The organism is Chryseobacterium sp. Marseille-Q8038 (assembly GCF_965111995.1).
The window spans coordinates 2190280-2207182 of record NZ_CBCOPN010000002.1; the positions used below are offsets into that span (position 1 = coordinate 2190280).

The 16903-nt window shown below is 37.3% G+C and carries 17 protein-coding genes; 10 read left to right on the forward strand and 7 right to left on the reverse strand.

Annotation, left to right across the window (positions count from 1 at the left end; genetic code table 11):
* Nucleotides 1-10: 10 nt before the first annotated feature.
* The 3 genes from ACWPWS_RS23880 to ACWPWS_RS23890 all read left to right on the forward strand — a co-directional run bounded on the left by ACWPWS_RS23880 (nt 11) and on the right by ACWPWS_RS23890 (nt 3329).
* Nucleotides 11-298 carry a hypothetical protein gene (locus tag ACWPWS_RS23880; protein ID WP_454048148.1) on the forward strand — a complete coding sequence of 96 codons (288 nt, stop codon included), beginning with the start codon at nt 11-13 and terminating at the stop codon, nt 296-298.
* Nucleotides 299-434: 136 nt separating this feature from the next.
* Entirely contained in the window at nt 435-929 is a 495-nt protein-coding gene (locus ACWPWS_RS23885; protein ID WP_454048149.1) for a low affinity iron permease family protein, read from the forward strand.
* Between the two features lie 147 nt (nt 930-1076).
* Nucleotides 1077-3329, forward strand: coding sequence for a reprolysin-like metallopeptidase (locus tag ACWPWS_RS23890; RefSeq protein WP_454048150.1), 2253 nt, complete (start codon nt 1077-1079; stop codon nt 3327-3329).
* 60 nt (nt 3330-3389) lie between these two features.
* Here the strand turns inward: ACWPWS_RS23890 and ACWPWS_RS23895 are convergent, their stop codons facing one another.
* From ACWPWS_RS23895 to ACWPWS_RS23925, 7 genes are all read right to left on the reverse strand, one after another.
* Nucleotides 3390-6110: a hypothetical protein gene (locus ACWPWS_RS23895; protein ID WP_454048151.1), complete on the reverse strand. Its 2721-nt coding sequence runs from the start codon at nt 6108-6110 to the stop codon at nt 3390-3392.
* A gap of 76 nt (nt 6111-6186) precedes the next feature.
* Entirely contained in the window at nt 6187-7164 is a 978-nt protein-coding gene (locus ACWPWS_RS23900; protein ID WP_454048152.1) for a hypothetical protein, read from the reverse strand.
* Between the two features lie 241 nt (nt 7165-7405).
* Nucleotides 7406-7828 (reverse strand): hypothetical protein, encoded by a 423-nt coding sequence (locus ACWPWS_RS23905; protein WP_454048153.1) that lies wholly within the window; start codon nt 7826-7828, stop codon nt 7406-7408.
* A 196-nt stretch (nt 7829-8024) separates the two neighbouring features.
* On the reverse strand, nt 8025-8837 hold the full coding sequence (locus tag ACWPWS_RS23910) for a hypothetical protein (RefSeq protein ID WP_454048154.1): 813 nt from the start codon (nt 8835-8837) through the stop codon (nt 8025-8027).
* A gap of 3 nt (nt 8838-8840) precedes the next feature.
* A complete protein-coding gene (locus ACWPWS_RS23915) occupies nt 8841-9593 on the reverse strand; it encodes an MIP/aquaporin family protein (protein WP_454048211.1) in 753 nt (250 codons plus the stop codon).
* A gap of 5 nt (nt 9594-9598) precedes the next feature.
* On the reverse strand, nt 9599-11095 hold the full coding sequence (gene glpK, locus ACWPWS_RS23920) for a glycerol kinase GlpK (protein ID WP_454048155.1): 1497 nt from the start codon (nt 11093-11095) through the stop codon (nt 9599-9601).
* Between the two features lie 10 nt (nt 11096-11105).
* Nucleotides 11106-12704, reverse strand: coding sequence for a glycerol-3-phosphate dehydrogenase/oxidase (locus ACWPWS_RS23925; RefSeq protein ID WP_209786165.1), 1599 nt, complete (start codon nt 12702-12704; stop codon nt 11106-11108).
* Nucleotides 12705-12820: 116 nt separating this feature from the next.
* Between ACWPWS_RS23925 and ACWPWS_RS23930 the strand changes: the two genes are divergently transcribed.
* From ACWPWS_RS23930 to rplV, 7 genes are all read left to right on the forward strand, one after another.
* Nucleotides 12821-13585, forward strand: coding sequence for a DeoR/GlpR family DNA-binding transcription regulator (locus ACWPWS_RS23930; protein ID WP_209789207.1), 765 nt, complete (start codon nt 12821-12823; stop codon nt 13583-13585).
* A 249-nt stretch (nt 13586-13834) separates the two neighbouring features.
* Complete coding sequence (gene rplC / locus ACWPWS_RS23935; RefSeq protein ID WP_105683331.1) at nt 13835-14458, forward strand: 50S ribosomal protein L3; 624 nt, start codon at nt 13835-13837, stop codon at nt 14456-14458.
* On the forward strand, nt 14449-15078 hold the full coding sequence (rplD, locus tag ACWPWS_RS23940; RefSeq protein ID WP_105683332.1) for a 50S ribosomal protein L4: 630 nt from the start codon (nt 14449-14451) through the stop codon (nt 15076-15078). The genes rplC and rplD overlap by 10 nt, the downstream gene beginning before the upstream one ends.
* A 3-nt stretch (nt 15079-15081) precedes the next feature.
* A complete protein-coding gene (gene rplW / locus ACWPWS_RS23945; RefSeq protein WP_105683333.1) occupies nt 15082-15372 on the forward strand; it encodes a 50S ribosomal protein L23 in 291 nt (96 codons plus the stop codon).
* Nucleotides 15373-15394: 22 nt separating this feature from the next.
* Nucleotides 15395-16216: a 50S ribosomal protein L2 gene (gene rplB, locus ACWPWS_RS23950; protein ID WP_105683334.1), complete on the forward strand. Its 822-nt coding sequence runs from the start codon at nt 15395-15397 to the stop codon at nt 16214-16216.
* A gap of 2 nt (nt 16217-16218) precedes the next feature.
* Nucleotides 16219-16497: a 30S ribosomal protein S19 gene (gene rpsS / locus ACWPWS_RS23955; protein ID WP_034702850.1), complete on the forward strand. Its 279-nt coding sequence runs from the start codon at nt 16219-16221 to the stop codon at nt 16495-16497.
* 2 nt (nt 16498-16499) lie between these two features.
* Entirely contained in the window at nt 16500-16898 is a 399-nt protein-coding gene (rplV, locus tag ACWPWS_RS23960) for a 50S ribosomal protein L22 (RefSeq protein ID WP_047096818.1), read from the forward strand.
* The last annotated feature ends 5 nt before the right edge of the window (nt 16899-16903 follow it).

Genomic DNA, 16903 nt, shown 5'->3' on the forward strand with positions numbered 1-16903 from the left:
AAAAAATATAATGAAAATTACCAGAATAGTATTCTTAGTATTGATTGCCACAGCTGGTTTAGCTTCATGTTCCGAAGAACATTTGTCTGAAGAAGAACTGAAAACAGCAAGAGAAAATATTGAAAAACATTATAAAGACCCTACAAGTATGTATTCTTGGGGTAACATTTCACCCTGGAAGGAGCATTGGAATACTACATATTATCCAAAAGTTTTTTCACCTCCTCACATCGGTAAAAGCATGATAGCAGAAGAAAAACAAAACCTTGAAAATCGTTTTTCAGGAAAAATCAAATAATATATTTCAAACATTCATATCAATTTTAATTAGAAAACATTAAGACAGTAGTATTGTCTTAATGTTTTTGTTTGTATTTATGATTCCTGATTCCTGTTAATTTTATACATTTAATCACTCATATAAAATGACAATCATGGAAAAAAAGAACCATAGTTTTTTTGAAAAATTTTCAAACTGGGCTGTAAAATTTACAGGAAGTCCATATGCTTTTATGGGCGCTTTTCTTATTGTAGTAGTATGGGCAGTTTCCGGACCTTTTTTCGATTATTCTGAAACCTGGCAGCTTGTCATCAATACCGGAACAACAATCATTACCTTCCTGATGGTATTTCTGATTCAGAAAGCTCAGAACAAAGATTCCAAAGCCATACAGATCAAACTGAATGAACTCATTGCCGCTCATGAAAAAGCAAGCAACCGTATTGTAGATATTGAAGACCTTACAGAAGCAGAACTTGATCAGCTCCACATCTATTATGAAAAACTGGGGCAGCTTGCCAAAAAAGATGCCGATATTCATACATCTCATTCCATAGATGCGGCACAAAGAAACCAGGATTACAAATATGAATTCTTCAAAAGAAAACATGAAGAATGGCTGCAAAAGCGGGAACAAAAAAAGAATTGATTAAAAATTTTCTTAATATTTTAAATATTGTGGTTTATTTTTAATTTTTTAATGGGTGTTATGGTGGTTTTCGGGCTTGTTTTTGATTTTTCATCTGATTTTTAGTATTTTTTTTGATAAATATCTACATTTATTGAAAAAAAATATATGAAAACAAAATTATTTTGCTTGCCGGTATTATTGTTCGCAATATCAGCAAATGCACAATGGAGCAGAGGGTTGCCTCAACAGAAAATAATAAAAAAGAGTGATCGTTCTGTTTACTACCAGCTTGATATTGACCAGATAAGAACGCAGTTACTAAGAGCTCCTAAAGTGGGTGAAGGTTCTCCCATCACTATCAGTATTCCTACTCTTAATGGAAAAATAGAAAAATTTACAGTCAACAGTTTTCCGGTTATGGATGAAGCTTTGGCAAATAAATACCAGTTGGGCTCTTATGTAGGGATTGGAACTGATGATCCAACCAAATACATCCGGTTCAGCGTTGCTCCCAATGATTTCCAGTCTATGATTATTGGTGCCGACGGGCAATATGAATTTATAGAACCTGCAACGTCTGATAAGTCTTATTATTCCGTTCATGGGAAGACTAATAAGAACGGACATGCATTTGTGTGTAATACAAAAGAAGATAAAGAAGCTGTTGCCAGAATGCAGAAGCTTATGAGCTCCGGATCTACAGCAAAATCAAATAATAAAACATTCCATACTCTTAGACTGGCAATGTCCGTAACAGGGGAATATACTGCTTTCTTTGGAGGGGCAGCAGGTGCTCTTACCCAAATAAATGCTACCTTATCAAGAGTGAATGGTGTACTTGAAAAAGAATTTAATGTACATGTTAATGCGATTAATGCTCCCAACCTGATATTTACGGATGCTGCCAATGATCCTTATAGCGAGTCCAGTCTTATGTGCAAATGGAATAATGAATTGATGAATACATTACATGGAGGAGCATACGGTGTTACAGATGCAGATTTTGATATAGGACATTTATTTGGAGCAACAGGTGGCGGTGGAAGTGCCGGTTGCATCGGTTGTATCGGAAGTAATGATACCTCTACAAGTATTGATCCTAATTGTCAAAACTCACCTTCTCCAGGCAATTATAAAGGAAGTGGATATACTTCCCCTGGAATAGATTATTACGCTGGTGGAACATGGAACCAAAACAGTACCGCTCAATTACCACCAAGTGGAGACGCTTTTGATATTGATTTTGTAGCGCATGAAATAGGACACCAATTGGGAGATTCCCATACATACAGTTTCTACGAAAATTTTCTGAATCAGGAAGTAGAACCAGGTTCAGGGTCTACGATCATGGGATATGCAGGGATTACAGGTCCAAATACAGATGTACAAAAGCATTCCGATGTATATTTTCATAATGTAAGTATTGAGCAGGTACAGACCAATCTTGCTTCTGTAACGGCAGATATTGAAACTCCGATTACCAATAACCCACCTGTGGTTACAGCAATGCCTGCTACTTATACCATTCCGAAATCTACAGCATTTGTGTTAACAGCATCAGCTGCAGATCCGGATGGAGATGCAATGACCTATTGCTGGGAACAGGTAAATCCAAGTAGTTTAGGCAATGGAGTAACCAAAAATAACATTGGAAATACAAGTTCAGGAGCAAATTTCAGATCCTGGGCACCTACTGTAAGTCCTACAAGATATTTTCCAAAACTGGCTACCGTGCTTGGTGGTGCGGTAAAAAATACAACAGATTTTGAAGCTGCCAGTACAGTAGCAAGAACAACAAACTTCCGGGTAACGGTAAGAGATAATAAACCGGGAGGACAGGCTCAGACTGCTTATGCTACACAGACTGTCGTTGTAGGGAATGCGGCTGCGTTTACCGTTAATACAACATCACTGACTCCTAATGCAAACTCTACTATTGCATGGACGGTTTCCGGAACTACGGCTTCTCCGTATAATGTAGCGAATGTTAAAATTGATTATACAGAAGATGGTGGAGTAACCTGGAGTGATCTGGCGGCATCAGTACCAAATAACGGATCGGCAAGTGTTTTCATTCCTGCATCTTTAGCCGGAAAAACAATTCACCTGAGAGTTTCTGCAATCGGAAATGTTTTCTACGCAGCGAAGCAGGCTACCGTATCCAGTCTATTGGCTGTTTCTGAAGCTGGAAGTACCAAATCTGTTAAGATTTATCCGAACCCGGTAGAAGATGTATTGAATGTCATGAATGTTTCTTCAAACGCTTCTTATGAAATTTTCAATGCTCCGGGACAGGTGATTGCAAAAGGAACCATAGGAGAGGGTAAAATTAATGTAAGAACACTGGTTAAAGGAATCTACTTTATTACAATCAATAATAAAGAAGAGAAGAGCACCACTAAATTTGTGAAAAAATAATACGGTAAAAATACCAAAATAAAAACCTCTGATCACTCAGAGGTTTTTTTATGGAAGATATTATCTCATGAAATAACTGAAATAACTACAGCTGCCCATAAGGCTCTTCGTTGTTTCAGTGTCAGAATACTGAGCTTTCAGTTGAGCAAAGTAGGTTCTGTATTTCTGGTTTTTAAGTTGGTCCATTTCCTTTTGGCGGGCGTCTTCTTTTTCAGACCATTTCGGATCTGAATAATCAAAATCTTTTGGAGCTTTCGCTTCATACTGGTAATATTTACCCTGTTCAGCACTTGCCATCTGGAATAGGATTCTTGCTTTTTCTTCTTTATTATTGGAAAGCTTAAGTGCTTTTTGATAATAATTGATAGACAGATCAAAATTGTCAGGTTCAATATAAGAGGTATCAAGGAAGTTTTTATAATAATACTTATAAGGATTCTTTCTGTCCGTATTCCAGAAGTCGTATTTACCTCCGTTGCTGTTATCAATATCCATAACAAACAATTGACGGTAATAGCCTAAAATGGAGGTGTTGTACAATAAGTTTCCGATAAGCTGGTTGGCTTTTGCTGCTTTTTCATCCGTTCCGTTTCCAATCTTTTTAAGTTGAATCAGTGCGTCTGCCAGTTCAAGTTTATCCATACTTGTTTTGATGAAAGGGAAATCTGTATAGTTTTCGGCTTTCATACTTTCAGCATCAGGACTTCCGAAACTCTCCCAAACATTATGTCCGAATACCAGATTTGAAATGTTTTTAAATCCGTCATACTCTGCAGGTGCATATTGTTTTGGAGTGATGGTCTGACCATTCTTTTCTGTCCATTCATAATTCTGTCTTGGAATACCTGCAAAGCTTTTTGCTTTTCCATAATAAGCTTTTGCCTTTTCAAAATCGGCAAGCCTCATGGCTCTGTCTCCATAAATGGTACTGAAGAAGGCATCAATATTGCCTACGCTGTCCATGTTTTTGGCAATGATCTGTTGTTCAAACTGAGTTTTATTGGGCTTTCTGTAAAACTCTTCCACACTTTTCACTAAGTTGGAATTTGGATTGTACTGGAGATCAGAGAGCTTATTGTTCATCAGGAAAGATTTTCCGTCTTCTCCCTGAAGGAAGTAACGGTTAGCAATAACATCTTTAAGGAAGTCTGCAGTAGAAGGCACTTCACCATAATAATCGAAATTATCTGTAGCAGCGGTGTCTTTTTTTACTTTTTTCTCTACGAAATATTCCGCATAATCTTTCATCAGGTGATCTTCATATTCTGCATCAATTTTAGGCTGGGAAACAATATCATTCAGGACTTTCATTCTTTTGATTTCCTCCAGATATTCAGGGTTAGCTGTTTTGATGTCGTCCAGAATTTCAGAGCTTCCTTTGTAATCTTTCTTTAAAAATTTGAGATAAGCATCGGCAATCTGCCAGTATTCATCTTTGGATTTTTCTTTTGTTTTACCAGTGAATTTCTCCAGATCATCAAGGAAATCCTGTGTTTTTTCATCGTAATAATAACCTGTTCTGTTATAGAATGGAATTCGGTCAGGATTACTGAATAACTCATCATCACTTTGATCAGCTTTAGCACTATCACCTGTTTTTTCAGATTTCGAACCACCGAAAAGATTTTTAAAGAACCTTACAATTTTCTGCCAGAAAGAAAGTTTTTCTTCCTTTACTTCAGGTTTCGTTTGAGTTGTAGAATTGTTTTTTGCAGCATTGTCCGCAGAATTTTCTTTTGCCGATACCTTTTGAGCCTCCGAAGTATAGTAATACGTAGGCAGATAGCTTCTTTCAAGCTCATTGATACTTCTGGCAGCCATTACTTTCAGGATTTCAGAATCAGGATTGATTTCATACATCTTTTCCATCATCGGAATGGGATTGTTGAAGTCTTCATATCCTAAAAGGAAATAAGCCATATTCTTTTCTTCATTCGTATTGGCTCTTTTCATGATATTGCTGAAAGATGCCGTATCAGAAAGCTTCATAGAAACAAATGCAGATTCCTTACGGTCTTTACTATTCATGAATACCTGAAAGAAGTTCCAGTTGGCATCACTGTTCATTTCCAATCCTCTTTGGGCTCCTGCCAGTTGATCCAGAGACATAAAGTAAACCGATCCTTTTAATTTTATGGGAGCCACATAAGTTTTGAAAGCCTGTACTGCAGAATCATAGTTTCTTGTATAATGATTCAGACGAACCAGCTGATACCCGTAACGTTGTTTGATTTCGGGATTTCTTGCCGCATTGTACAAAGAAGTTAAGGCGGCAATAGTTTTATGATAATCAAGAGCTGTTGCATTTTTTCTGCTGGCATCTCTGTCGTAATAAAATGAATTCTCACTTTCAACATAATTGATGCTCATAAAAGGCTCAAGATATTTGGCTTCAATTAAATAATCAATAGCCTCTTTATATTTTGAATAAAATCCTGTACCCAGCTTTTGTAAAAGAGGATTTGTGGGATTTCCGTTCTTTAAAGCATTCAGGTCGTTCATGCTGATCTTATACACCAGATTCTGGGTTTCAGAATAACTGAGCTGATTATTAAAAAACTTTTTCCATGTTTCCACATTGTCATCAGGGATCAATGATGAGTTGTAACCTCCATAAAACCTGCTTGAATAGTTGTGCAGAAAAGGAAGATACGCTTTGTCCTTGATAATGGTTTGCGTAAAAAGGTTGAAGTAATCATAATCAGGATCTGACCACGCGCAGGCATCAGATTGTGTATAGAAAAGTGATACAACCGCAAGTGAAAGAATATACTTTTTCATAGGGTGTGTAGTGTTTTTAGTTTTAATATTGTATGGTTTGGTTCTGGCCGTTGGCAGGTCTCTGTCTCAGGGAGATTTAAAATTTCCGATCTAACACAAATTTACTATCTAATTGATAATAAATAATAGTAAAGTGTGGAATTTTTTTCTCCAAAAACGAAACTACTTCTTCAAGCTGTTCTTTAGCTATTTCTTCTACCTTTATTTTGAAGCCTTTGTTTAAATAACTTCCAAAGTAGAATCCGTCTTTCAGAACCTCAATTTCAGAGTCGGATATCTTTTTGAAATTCGGATTTTCCAGATCTCTTTTGGATAAAGCATTGATGAGTTTATGTTTTTCCAAATGGTTGGTGACAATTCCCCATGAATAAATAGGAAGGGCGACTTCAATTTTTTTGATAGGATACTCTTCAATTTTTGAAAGATAGCTTTTTAAGATATTCACATCCAGAATAGAATTCTTATCAGACTTTTCCAATGGCGAAGAAGTAGAGTAGCACATCAGATATACTTTTTCCACAGGAGGAATCCCGGTTTGTTTCTTATCCTTCACCTGATGAAGACGAAGTGTGCAGGTAATTTCTTTTCCGGAAACTCTCTTCAGTTCCTTCAGAAATTTAAAATAATCGTTCCGTGTTCCGGCAGTCCAGTCACAGTCGATTTGAATTTCAGGATAAGTTTTCAGTTGATATTCTTCTGTTTTCTTTTGAACCAATAAATGAATGCTTTCTGCCAGGAATTTGATCTCTTCCGCAGAAATGCCCAGTAACGTCTGATTGGTAATGAAAACTGTAGGAACAATCTGCTTGTCTGTCTGAAAACTTTGGTCTTTGGTAATCACTGCCACCGGCTGAAATTTTCCGTTTACTTTATCTACATCAAAGAATCTGGTATATAAATAAGGAATTGAGGCTTTATCCAACGCTTTCTTTTCTGCATTGTCAAGCTTCAGTTTGGTTTTCCAGTAATAAAATGTGTAAGAATGATGCTCTTTCCTGTTGCATGATACAGTAAGAAAGAGAAGAAGTAGAAATAAAATTTTAAAATGTTTCATTGGTGTAAATCACCCTTCAAAATTAAAGATATTTTGGCAGAATATAAACCGTAAAATCCCGGTGATTAAAGGTAAGAAGCAAAAGAATATCGTATTTACGTACTATGACTTGTTCCAATGCAGTAGATTGTATAACTATTCCCCTCCTCCGGAGGGGTGGCAAATTTATAATTTGACGGGGTGGTTCCCAACAACAAGAAAACCATCCCAAATGGAATGGCTTTCTCTATATATTATTATACTACTTGAAAAATTCGCTTTCGCAGGTACAAGTTTCTTTTTTGATGCTATCAGAAGATGAGCAGCAGCCTTCAAGATTCTTAACATTTCCTTGTTCATCGGTAAGGTAAATTTTTTCTTTATCGAATTTCAAGAAAAATGTTTCCTCATATTTTTTAAAAACCACTTTCATTACCTTATTCGGAGCATATTTTCCTGCATTGATCTCCTCCGTTGTTTCTTCTCCGCTAGCCTGATTCACCTGGACATATCCAAAATGGACATCCCCATTATTTTTTACATCCAGATAATAGTGAGGAGTGCCAGTGCCACTATATCCCTTCATAATATCAAAAGCTCTGTATCCAATAAAAGGAACTTCTGTCTGCTGTGCCCATGTAAAAATACTGATGCACAGAATCATTACACTGAAAAACTTTTTCATAGATATTTTTTTTCAAAAGTAAAGATATTTAAGCAAAACATCGACCGTAAAAATACGGTTATTGTAAACTGTAAAAGATATACCGTACAGATTGGTTATTTTGAAGAGGCAAATCTAATCCGTTGATAGGGAGATTCTTTGAAAAATAAAACCACTCCTAAACGAAGTGGCTTTCTATAATTTAGTTAAAGTCAAATTAAAAAACGGTTGCTGCAAGCTGAATTCTTGCATACTTATTGGATGGATTCCACATAGCCATCATTGATACAGGAAGGCTGTAATGATCAGTGATCTTCACCACTTTTCCAGCCTTTAGACCTACATTTACAATGTCGAAACTGTTTTTACCATTGCCATACAGGAATGTTTTGTCGTTGAGAGCAAATCCTGCTCCTACAAATGCATCCAGATTTACTTTCTGCCCTTTAATAACAGGATAACTTGCCTGAATGTAAGTAGAATATCTGTTTTTCTTATAGCTTCCGTCGGCTTCAAGGATAACTTCTCCTGCATTAGCTCCTCCATAGAGCATAATATCAGCTTCAATATTAATCGGGAATGAAGGTCCGAAAGTGTAGTTTGTTCTTAAGTCAATGATATGAGCCGTTCTTCTCTGCGAATAACTGAAGATATCATCAGCGGCCACTGCGGTATTGATATTCCTGGAATTATAAAGATCCCATAATCCAATATAAAAACGTCCGTCAGAATATTGAACATAATAATTGATCTCTTTATAATGGGTATTGTCTTTATCATCCGCTAATGCAGAAGCTCCCCAGATTCCTACTTTCCATTTCTTTTCTGCGTCTAAGGCATAAGAAAGATTACCCATTACCACCGGTTTATCGGTAATAATAAGGCCTCTCCATAGGTGATTGTTCTGAATGTTGGCCGTAAAATCAAGCCTCCCTTCTTTGGTTTCCTTGATTTCGCCATTTTCCTGTGAAAATAACCTTCCTGTGCCTATAGCAAGAAGGAAGATTCCTTGTAAGACTTTTCTCATCATCTGTTACAATTTTAGAAATCCATATAAAAAGGCTGCGATAATAGCTCCTGTAACAGGACCTACTACAGGAATCCATGCATATCCCCAATCACTGCTTCCTTTTACAGGTAAAATGGCGTGCATGATTCTTGGAGCAAGATCTCTTGCCGGATTGATAGCATATCCTGTAGTGCCTCCCAGAGATAAACCGATGGCCCAAACTACAAACGTGACGGGAATGGCTCCGATAGAACCCAATCCTACTTTAGCAGTTGGATCTGCCTGTAAAGAAATGCTTGGATCTGCAAAATAAAAGACACAGAATACCAGTACAAATGTTCCGATAATTTCGCTGATAAGGTTAGACGATGTTTTTCTGATGGCTGGAGTGGTACTGAAACAAGCCAGTTTCGCGCCTTCATCTTCTGTAATAGCAAAGTGATCTTTATGAAACAGCCATACCAGAAAAGCTCCCAGCATTCCTCCAATCATTTGGGCTGCGATATAAGAAGGAACCAGATCCCATGAAAATTTCCCTGCAGCTGCAAGACCAATCGTTACAGCCGGATTCAGATGGGCCCCACTTATTGGCCCTGCAACGGTTACTCCCACAAATACGGCTAATGCCCATGCGGTAGTAATCACAATCCATCCGGAATTATTTCCTTTCGTATCTTTTAAGACAACATTGGCTACAACACCGTTGCCTAACAATATAAGAAGCATCGTACCGATAACTTCTGCAATAAATGGGGTCATATAAGTTTTTTTTGATATGTGAGTTAATCTTCTATCCAGCTTTGAGCGCTTTTTACCGCTTTCTTCCAGAAGTGGGTCATTTTATCCACTTTTTCTCTGTCTAATTGAGGGTGGAAGTCTTTGTCTACAATCCACTGTTCCTGGATTTCGTCTATACTTTTCCAGTATCCTACTGCAAGTCCGGCAAGATAGGCAGCTCCAAGTGCAGTGGTTTCCAATGTTTTTGGCCTTGTGATTTTAAATCCGAAAAGGTCAGACTGTATCTGCATTAGAAGATCGCTGGCAGAGGCGCCGCCATCTACTCTTAATTCAAGACTGGCTGTTCCGGAATCGGCTTCCATAGCTTTTACAATATCATAAACCTGAAATGCAATTCCTTCCAGTGTGGCTCTTGCAATATGTGCATCAGTGGTACCTCGGGTAATTCCTACAATTGTTCCACGGGCATACTGATCCCAGTAAGGAGCGCCGAGACCAGTCAGTGCAGGTACAAAATAAACTCCGCCATTATCTGGTACAGAAGCAGCCAGTTTGTTTACTTCCTCAGAAGAACGGATAAGCTTAAGACCGTCTCTTAGCCATTGAATAGCTGCACCTCCTACAAATACACTTCCTTCCAGTGCATAGTTGACTTCTCCATTGATTTTCCAGGCTACTGTTGTAAGAAGATTGTTTTTAGAAGAAACAGCTTCTGCTCCTGTGTTCATTAATAAGAAGCATCCTGTTCCATAGGTATTTTTTACCATTCCCGGAGTAGTGCACATCTGTCCGAATAAGGCAGCCTGCTGGTCTCCGGCAATTCCGGCAATAGGAATTTTGGTAGAGAATAGAGTAGTAGCAGTTTCTCCATATATTTCACTGCTTTGTTTTACTTCAGGAAGAATGTTTCTAGGAATGTCGAATAATTCTAATAAATCATTATCCCATTCTAGTGTATGAATGTTTAAAAGCATTGTTCTGCTGGCATTGGAAACATCCGTAATAAACATTTTTCCACGGGTAAGCTTCCATACAAGCCATGTGTCAACGGTTCCGAAACATAATTTGCCTTCTTCAGCTTTTTGTCTTGCTCCTTCTACATGATCAAGAATCCATTTTAATTTGGTTGCTGAAAAGTAGGCATCCAGAACAAGTCCTGTTTTTTCTTTGATCGTTTCTGCATGTCCCTGCTCTTTCAGTTCATCACAATATTTTGAAGTTCTGCGGTCCTGCCATACAATTGCATTGTAGATGGGCTCACCGGTTTCCTTATCCCAAACGATTGTTGTTTCACGTTGATTGGTAATTCCGATAGCTGCAACTTCAAGTCCGGAGATTCCTGCTTTCGCGATAATTTCTGCTGCTACGGAGATTTGTGAAGACCAAATTTCATTGGGATCGTGTTCTACCCAACCCGGAGTAGGAAATATTTGTCTGAAATCTTTTTGAGATACATATTCTATTTCTCCACTGTGATTGAAGAGAATCGCTCTGGAGGAAGTTGTTCCCTGGTCAAGAGCGAGAATTAGTTTTTCATTCATGTATATAATGCTAATTTAGGTTGATAACTTTAGGTGAGTAAGGAGTTAATAAATACCCTTTTGCTAATTCAATGAACTCATTTTCCTGCTGCTGTGCCCATTCTTCAGAATATCCTTTTTCTTCAGCAATGATTCTTGCTACATTATGAGCACTGTCTATTGCTGCTCTTGCATCCAGAAACAGTAAACGGACTCTTCTTGCCAGAATATCTTCGATGGTTTCTGCCATTTCAGCTCTTACGGCCCATACCACTTCCGCTACAGTAAAAGGATGATCAGGGTGGATTTTTTGAGCATAACGCGAATTGCTTTCCTGCAATGCTTTGATAGCCGGAATATCAGATCCGTAAACATAGAGATGATTCGTTCGGTCTACCTGTTCCGGTTTTACATTTCCATGAATAGACATGTGTTCTGTTTTAGAAGTACTATTACCAAGCTTGTGAACTTCCATTGCTTTATCAATGGTATCTTCAGCCATTTTACGGTAAGTAGTCCATTTTCCACCAATGATGGAAATTAATCCGGTGTCAGATGCAATAACCTTATGGCTTCGGGAAACTTCTTTTGTGCTTTTGCTTCCGTCTTTAGGAGCAGCAAGCGGACGAAGACCTGCGAAAACAGATTTTACATCTTCACGCGTTGGTTTTTTAGCCAGATATTGTCTTGCGGTATTTAAAACAAAGTTGATTTCTTCTTCCAGGGCACGCGGTTCAAAACTTTCATCTTTTAAAAGCGTATCTGTAGTTCCTACCAAAGCTCTGTCATGCCATGGAACAACAAATAAAACCCTGCCGTCTGATGTTTTCGGAATCATGATGGCATCATCACTTTTCAGGAAGGATTTATCCAATACAAGGTGAATTCCCTGGCTTGGTACTACCAGTTTACCATGTTTAGGATTATTCATATTAAGAATATCATTGGTAAATACCCCTGTAGCATTGATGACTACTTTACCATGAATCTGATATTGCTCTTTGGAAAACTGATCTTCTGCAACCACACCGATGACTTTATCAGAAGCATCTTTCAGAAGGTTAACTACTTTTACATAATTAACGGCACTTCCGCCTTTTTCAATAATAGTCTGGGTAAGATTGATCGCAAGTCGGGCATCATCAAATTGTCCATCCTGATAAACAACACCACTCATCAAATGGTTTTGTTCAATAGTAGGAAGCTTTTCAACAGTTTTTGATTTGCTGATGTATTTTGTTTTACCTAAACTCAGTTTTCCGGCAAGAAAATCATAAATTGATAATCCTATCTTATAATAGATTCCTCCCCACCATGTATAGTTGGGAATAATAAAAGACTGATTTTTTACAATATGTGCTGCATTTTTTGCCAAGAGTCCTCTTTCTTTCAATGCTTCTTTTACCAATCCGACATCTCCCTGGGCAAGATATCTAACTCCACCGTGTACCAATTTGGTACTTCTGCTGGATGTTGCTTTTGCAAAGTCATGAGATTCAAGCAATAATGTTTTGAATCCTCTGCTTACAGCATCTAATGCTGAACCTAAACCACTGGCTCCTCCTCCTATGACAATAAAGTCCCATTCTTTTACATGGGTTAACTTACTAAGTTCTTCGTTTCGTTTCATAAATGTTTCGTTTATGTTTCGTTTTCAAATATATAAATTAAAAATGAAAGCAAAAAGAAAATAAATGAAATTTTAAGATGTCGAAAAAAAACGGTATTTTTGATGAAACGAATAAAATGGAAAAGCTATTACCAAGGCAGGATCAAATACTTAAGGAGCTGGATGAGAAAGGGCATGTACTTGTGCAGGATTTGTGTGAAAAGCTCAATGTATCTTCAGTTACGATCCGAAAGGATTTGAACTATCTCGAAAGTCTGGGGCTTCTTTTCAGAAATCATGGAGGAGCGAGTAAGCAGGTAAGATATGCTTATGAAAAAAATGTTGGGGAAAAAGAAAATATCAATGTAGAGGCCAAGCAGGTTATTGCAAAAGCTGCACTGTCATTGATTCAGGAAAACGACTGTATTATTCTGGCATCCGGAACAACCATGCATTATCTTGCCAGGATGTTGATGAACTTTGGGCCGCTTACTGTATTGACATCTTCTTTACGGGTAGCCATTGAACTTTGTAATAATCCTAATATTAATATTATACAATTAGGAGGAGAAGTACGAAAGAGCTCTACTTCTATAGTAGGATCTATTTCCGAAGGAATCCTCAAACAGTTTTCGTGTAATAAACTTTTTATGGGAGTGGACGGGATTGATCCTGAATTTGGAATCAGTACTTCCAATGCTGCAGAAGCTCATTTGAATCAGATTATGATGGAATGTGCGGATCAGACGGTTATTCTCGCGGATTCCTCAAAATTGAATAAAAAAGGATTTGGAAAGATTGCGGATTTGGATCAGGTGGATTATCTGATTACCGATGATGGTATCTGTGCTGAAGACAGGGTTAAACTGGAAGAAGCAGGAGTGAAAGTAATTGCCCGGTAACGTCTTCATCTTAATTTCTTTTTAAAAATCAAAATAAATCTTGGAGAAATTTGTTCTGAATTTTTTTAAAATCATCTAATTGATTAAAAATCAAAATATTTTAGTCAAAATATTTGTCAGTTACAAAATTATTCATACATTTGCACACTCATTTTAGGGGCGTAGTATGCCTATATCAAAAGTAGAAATTACTTCAGACTTCCGAAAAATGGGGATAAATAAAGGATAAATTTTATTATAATATAAACAATGTCAGGTATTATTGGTAAAAAAATCGGTATGACATCTTTGTTTAACGAAGAAGGAAAAAACATTCCTTGTACAGTTATTCAAGCAGGTCCATGCTCGGTTTTACAGGTCAGAACCTTAGAAAACGACGGTTATACAGCTGTGCAGTTAGGTTTCGATGACAAGAGTGAGAAGAACGTTGGTAAAGCGTTAGCTGGCCATTTTAAAAAGGCTGGTTCTGCTCCTAAAGCTAAATTAGTAGAATTCCACAATGGATTCGCTGATGTGAAAGTAGGAGAAGAAGTAAAAGTTGATTTATTCATCGAAGGTGAATATGTTGACGTAACAGGAACTTCAAAAGGTAAAGGCTTCCAGGGTGTTGTTAAAAGACACGGATTTGGAGGTGTAATGCAGGCAACTCATGGTCAGCACAACAGACTTAGAGCTCCAGGTTCTATCGGTGCTGGTTCAGACCCTTCAAGAGTATTCAAAGGGATGAGAATGGCTGGAAGAATGGGAGGTGAGCAGGTAACTGTTCAAAACCTTCAAGTGTTAAAAGTTGATCAAGAACAAAATCTTTTAGTAGTAAAAGGTGCTGTTCCGGGAGCTAAAAATTCTTATGTAATTATCAGAAAATGGAACTAGTAGTATTAAATACATCAGGAAAAGAGACCGGAAGAAAAGTAACTCTAGACGAAACAGTATTCGGAATTGAGCCAAATCAGCACGCGGTTTACTTAGAAGTTAAACAGTACCTTGCTGCACAAAGACAAGGAACTCATAAAGCAAAAGAAAGAAGCGAAATTACTGCTTCTACTAAAAAGCTTAAGAAGCAAAAAGGATCAGGATCTGCTAGATATGGTGATATCAAATCTCCAACTTTCAGAGGTGGAGGTAGAGTATTCGGACCAAAACCAAGAGACTACAGATTCAAATTGAACAAAGCTCTTAAGAGATTGGCTAAGAAATCTGTTTTATCTCAGAAAATGAGAGACAACAGCATTAAAGTTTTAGAAGATGTGAGCTTTGATGCTCCTAAGACTAAAGATTTCATCAATGTATTAAATGCATTGGAACTTAACGGTAAAAAATCTTTATTCGTTCTTCCTGAAGCTAACAAGAATGTGTATTTATCTTCAAGAAACTTACCTAAAACTAAAGTAATGAACTTCAACGAAATCAGTTCTTACGATTTAGTAAATGCTGGTGAGATCATTTTCTTCGAAGGTGCAGTTGAAAAATTCCAGGAAAATTTAAAGAAATAAGTCATGTCAGTTATTATTAAACCAGTTATTTCAGAAAAGGCTAACTACCTTACAGATTTAAGAGGTACTTATTCTTTCTTAGTTAACCCTAAGTCGAATAAGATCCAGATTAAAAAGGCTGTTGAAGCAGCTTACGGTGTAAAAGTAGCAGACGTTAACACAATGATTTATGCTCCGAAGGTTTCTTCAAAATACACTAAAAAAGGTCTTCAAGTAGGAAAGACAAACAAATTGAAAAAAGCGGTAATCAAACTTGCTGAAGGTGAGGTTATCGATATTTTTGCTGTAAATTAATTATTAATTATATATAATAGTAATGTCTGTTAGAAAATTAAAACCTATCACCCCGGGACAGAGATTCAGAATTGTTAACAATTTTGAAGAAATTACTACCAACAAACCAGAGAAATCTCTAACAGTTGGTATTAGTAAGTCAGGTGGACGTAACCAAACTGGTAAAATGACCATGCGTTACACCGGAGGTGGACACAAAAAGAAATACAGAATTATTGACTTCAAAAGAAACAAAGCAAACGTTGAAGCAACTGTAAAAACTGTAGAGTATGATCCAAACAGAACTGCATTTATCGCTTTACTAGAGTATGCTGATGGAGAGAAGAGATATATCATCGCTCCAAACGGTATCAAAGTTGATCAGAAAGTAATTTCTGGTGAAAGCGTAGAACCAAATGTAGGGAACGCAATGAAGTTGAAAAACATTCCATTAGGTACTGTGATTTCTTGTGTTGAAATGAAGCCTGGCCAAGGTGCTATTTTAGCAAGAAGTGCTGGTTCTTCAGCTCAATTAACTTCAAGAGACGGAAAATATGCAATCATCAAGTTACCTTCAGGAGAATCTAGAATGATCCTTACTGAATGTATGGCAATGATTGGATCTGTTTCTAACTCTGACCACCAGTTAACTGTATCAGGTAAGGCTGGTAGAAGCAGATGGTTAGGTAGAAGACCAAGAACAAGAGCGGTTGTAATGAACCCAGTAGATCACCCAATGGGAGGTGGTGAAGGGCGTTCTTCAGGAGGTCACCCAAGATCTAGAAATGGTATGCCTGCTAAAGGTTACAAAACCAGAAAGAAAAATAAAGCGTCTAACCGTCATATCATATCTAAACGTAAATAATTATGGCAAGATCACTTAAAAAAGGACCATTCATTCATCATACTTTAGATAAGAAGGTTCAGACAAACATAGAGTCTGGTAAGAAGACAGTTATTAAAACTTGGTCTAGAGCATCGATGATCTCTCCGGACTTCGTAGGACAAACTATTGCTGTACACAACGGGAAATCTTTTATCCCTGTTTATGTTACAGAAAACATGGTTGGTCACAAGTTAGGCGAATTTTCTCCAACAAGATCTTTCAGAGGTCATGGTGGTAACAAAAACAAAGGAAGCAGATAATCATGGGATCAAGAAAACAAGATAGTTCAATCGCAAGAAAAGAAGCTAACAAAGACGTTGTAAAAGCTTCATTAAATAATTGCCCGTCTTCTCCAAGAAAAATGAGATTAGTTGCTGATATCATTAGAGGAGAGCAGGTAGATAAAGCTCTTTATATCCTAAAATATTCTAAGAAGGATGCTTCTAACAAGTTAGAAAAATTACTTCTTTCTGCTATGGCAAACTGGCAGACTAAAAACGAAGGTGCGGATATTGAAGAAGCTAACCTTATCGTTAAAGAAATCTTCGTGGATAGCGCAAGACAATTGAAGAGACTAAGACCAGCTCCACAAGGTAGAGGGTATAGAATCAGAAAAAGATCTAACCACGTTACATTAATCTTAGGTAATAAAGAAAATTAATCAAG